The sequence below is a fragment of the Zymomonas sp. genome (genome assembly GCF_020216885.1).
In the GTDB taxonomy this organism is placed as follows: Bacteria; Pseudomonadota; Alphaproteobacteria; order Sphingomonadales; family Sphingomonadaceae; genus Zymomonas.
Genome location: NZ_JAIWON010000184.1, coordinates 1 through 2,704 on the forward strand (window position 1 = coordinate 1; position 2,704 = coordinate 2,704).

Consider the following 2,704-nt stretch of genomic DNA (forward strand, 5'->3'; position numbering starts at 1 on the left):
CATAAATCGTCACTTTATGTTGAAAACATAAAAATTATTAGTAATATGAGAAATGTTATTGCATATATTTTATTTTAAAGAAATTAAATTTTAAAAACATAGGAAGATCAAATTAAAATATAAAATGTTTATTTTATAAAAATGGGGTGGGGTATGAAAAATTTTATTAAAAAAGGAAGTTTTTTCTTTTCCCTTTCATGGACGATTTTTCAATACCCTTATGCGAGCTTTGCCGCAGAAAAAACGGAGGCTTCTTCTAATAACGGCGATACCATTATTGTTACCGGCACCCGCGAAACCGGCAAAAAGGCGCGTGAGAGTATTTCCCCGATCGATATCATTTCCGCAAAACAGCTTACTCAAACGGGTATGCCCAGTCTACGCAATGCCTTGACGCAATTATTACCTTCTTTGACTGTGCCTAATGGCGGATTCGATAGCGGGGCTTTGACGGATTCGATCAGTCTTAGAGGACTCAATTCAAACGAGACCCTTGTTCTGGTGGATGAAAAACGCCGCCATACAACCGCCAATATTTATGCTGATTCAGGCCCCCAGCAAGGAACAACCCCAGTTGATATTGACATGATTCCAATGGCCGCCATCGACCATGTTGAAGTATTACGAGATGGTGCTTCGGCTCAATATGGTTCCGATGCCGTTGCGGGCGTTGTGAATATTATCCTGAAAAAACAGGATCATGGTTTCCATGCCCAAACCGTAACCGGTGTTACCGCGGCCAAGGATGGTTTTCAGCAAGGCGTTTACCTTGATGGTGGCACCAAGCTGGGTTCCCGTGGTTATCTCCATGTCAGCGGCGACTTTCTTCGCCAAAACCATACCTATCGCAGTGGCACCGATTTAAGAACCGGCACAAAATCCAATAAATTATTGGGACAACCAGAACAGACAAGGGAAAGTTTAGCCATTAAAGGCGGCTATGAAATTACCGATAATATAGAAGCCTATGGTCTGGCGACCTATGCCCATCGTTATTCGGAAGCCTTTGAAAATTACCGGCTGGCAAGCAGTTTAGCCAATTATCCTAGCTATGCCGCTATTTATCCCAATGGTTATTCGCCCATTGAAACCATGAATGAAAATGATTGGGAAATCATGGCGGGTTTAAAGGGCAAAATCAAAGGCTGGAACTGGGATGTTTCCAGTGTCTATGGTCGCGACTATAATACGATCGGTTTGAAAAATTCTACCAATAGGCAGATAGAGGCCGATACCGGAAGAACGCCTACAAGATTTAGCCCTGTCCAAAGTTTTAAAAACCAGCAATGGAGTAACTCCATTGATTTTAGCAAGGCTTTCCATATCGATGGCTGGCCGCATGAAATCAATGTCGCTGGAGGCGGCACACATCGCTATGAAAGCTATACCATCGGTGCAGGATCAGCCGATTCTCTTTATGGTGGCGGATCTGAAGCCTTGCCCGGCATTTCACCCGCTAGCGCCGGTAAATTTAGTCGAAATGTCTTTGGCGGCTATTTCGATATCGCTACCCATCTGGTCAAGCAGTTACAAATTGATGTTGCCGGTCGTTATGAGCATTATTCCGATGTCGGTGATGCAAAAACCGGAAAAGTGGCTTTACGTTATGACCCTTTCAAATGGTTAGGATTTCGAGCAACTCTTTCCAATGCTTTTCATGCACCTACCTTGGCGCAGGAATATTATAGCGCTGTGACTGTTTCGCCCTCTGGTGCAGGGGGTGTTATTAGCCCTAATTCTGCAGGTGCCTTGGCGAATGGCTCTCAAAAATTAAAACCAGAACATTCTACTAATATTACGGCCGGTGTTACTTTTGAGCCGATCAAACGGCTGCATATCACGGCTGACCTTTATCAGATTAAGCTGCGTGGCCAAATTTTGCCCGGAGGCAATGTCTATGGCAATCAGGCATTGAGTGCGCTTGCCATGAACGGATTTTCGTTACCACTGGATTCCGGTAGCTGGACATCAGCCTCTATTTCGACCCATTGGTTTGCCAATGTGGCCAATACCCGCACCCGTGGCATTGATATTACCGCGACTTATCCGACTTATCTTGGTGATATTGGTCATATTGACTGGAGCGTGGCGGCGAATATCAACCGCACCATTTTAACCCATCAAGAAAAAGATGCCGATGGCAATGATCTTCTGACTAAACAAAGCATTGCCTATATCACAACAGCCTATCCCCGCAGTAAAATTATCTGGGGTGGTCAGTTTACCAGTGGTAATAAAAAATGGATCGTCGGATTACATGAAATCCGTTGGGGACATACAACATCGCAGCTTTCCTACTATGGAGGTGCGACCAATTCCGATTTATTATCGAATTATGAATTCTTTCCTTTTCATAACCATGTCAAATATACAACCAATTTGGATATAACTTATCGAGTTAATGCTAAGCTGTCTTTGACAGCCGGTGCGAATAATCTGTTTAATACCTATCCTACGCGCGTGCCTTTTGCTCATCGTTATTTGGGCGTACGGAAATATGATATGGATTCAGCTCAACTTGGAATGAACGGTGGATTCTATTATTTCAAAGTCGATGTGAATTTGTAATAAATAAAAATTTACTTTTTATTGAATAGAAGCGATTACTTTTTATCAATAAGCAGACTATAAAAATTTTTGCTTATTGATGAGGGTAGTCGCTCTTTTCTGATTGTCTAATATAGGATCCTTCATCCTACAGAAA

At 42.7% G+C, this 2,704-nt stretch carries 1 protein-coding gene; it reads left to right on the top strand.

The window, feature by feature from the left end; translation table 11 throughout:
- Nucleotides 1-153 precede the first annotated feature (153 nt).
- The gene (locus tag LDL18_RS08950; RefSeq protein ID WP_296508872.1) at nucleotides 154-2,568 is read left to right on the top strand and encodes a TonB-dependent receptor; all 2,415 of its coding nucleotides are present in this window, start codon (nucleotides 154-156) and stop codon (nucleotides 2,566-2,568) included.
- Nucleotides 2,569-2,704 lie beyond the last annotated feature (136 nt).

What these genes read in the sequence shown, in the direction of transcription:
- LDL18_RS08950 (WP_296508872.1), top strand. Translation starts at nt 154, where the DNA reads ATGAAAAATTTTATTAAAAAAGGAAGTTTTTTCTTTTCCCTTTCATGG.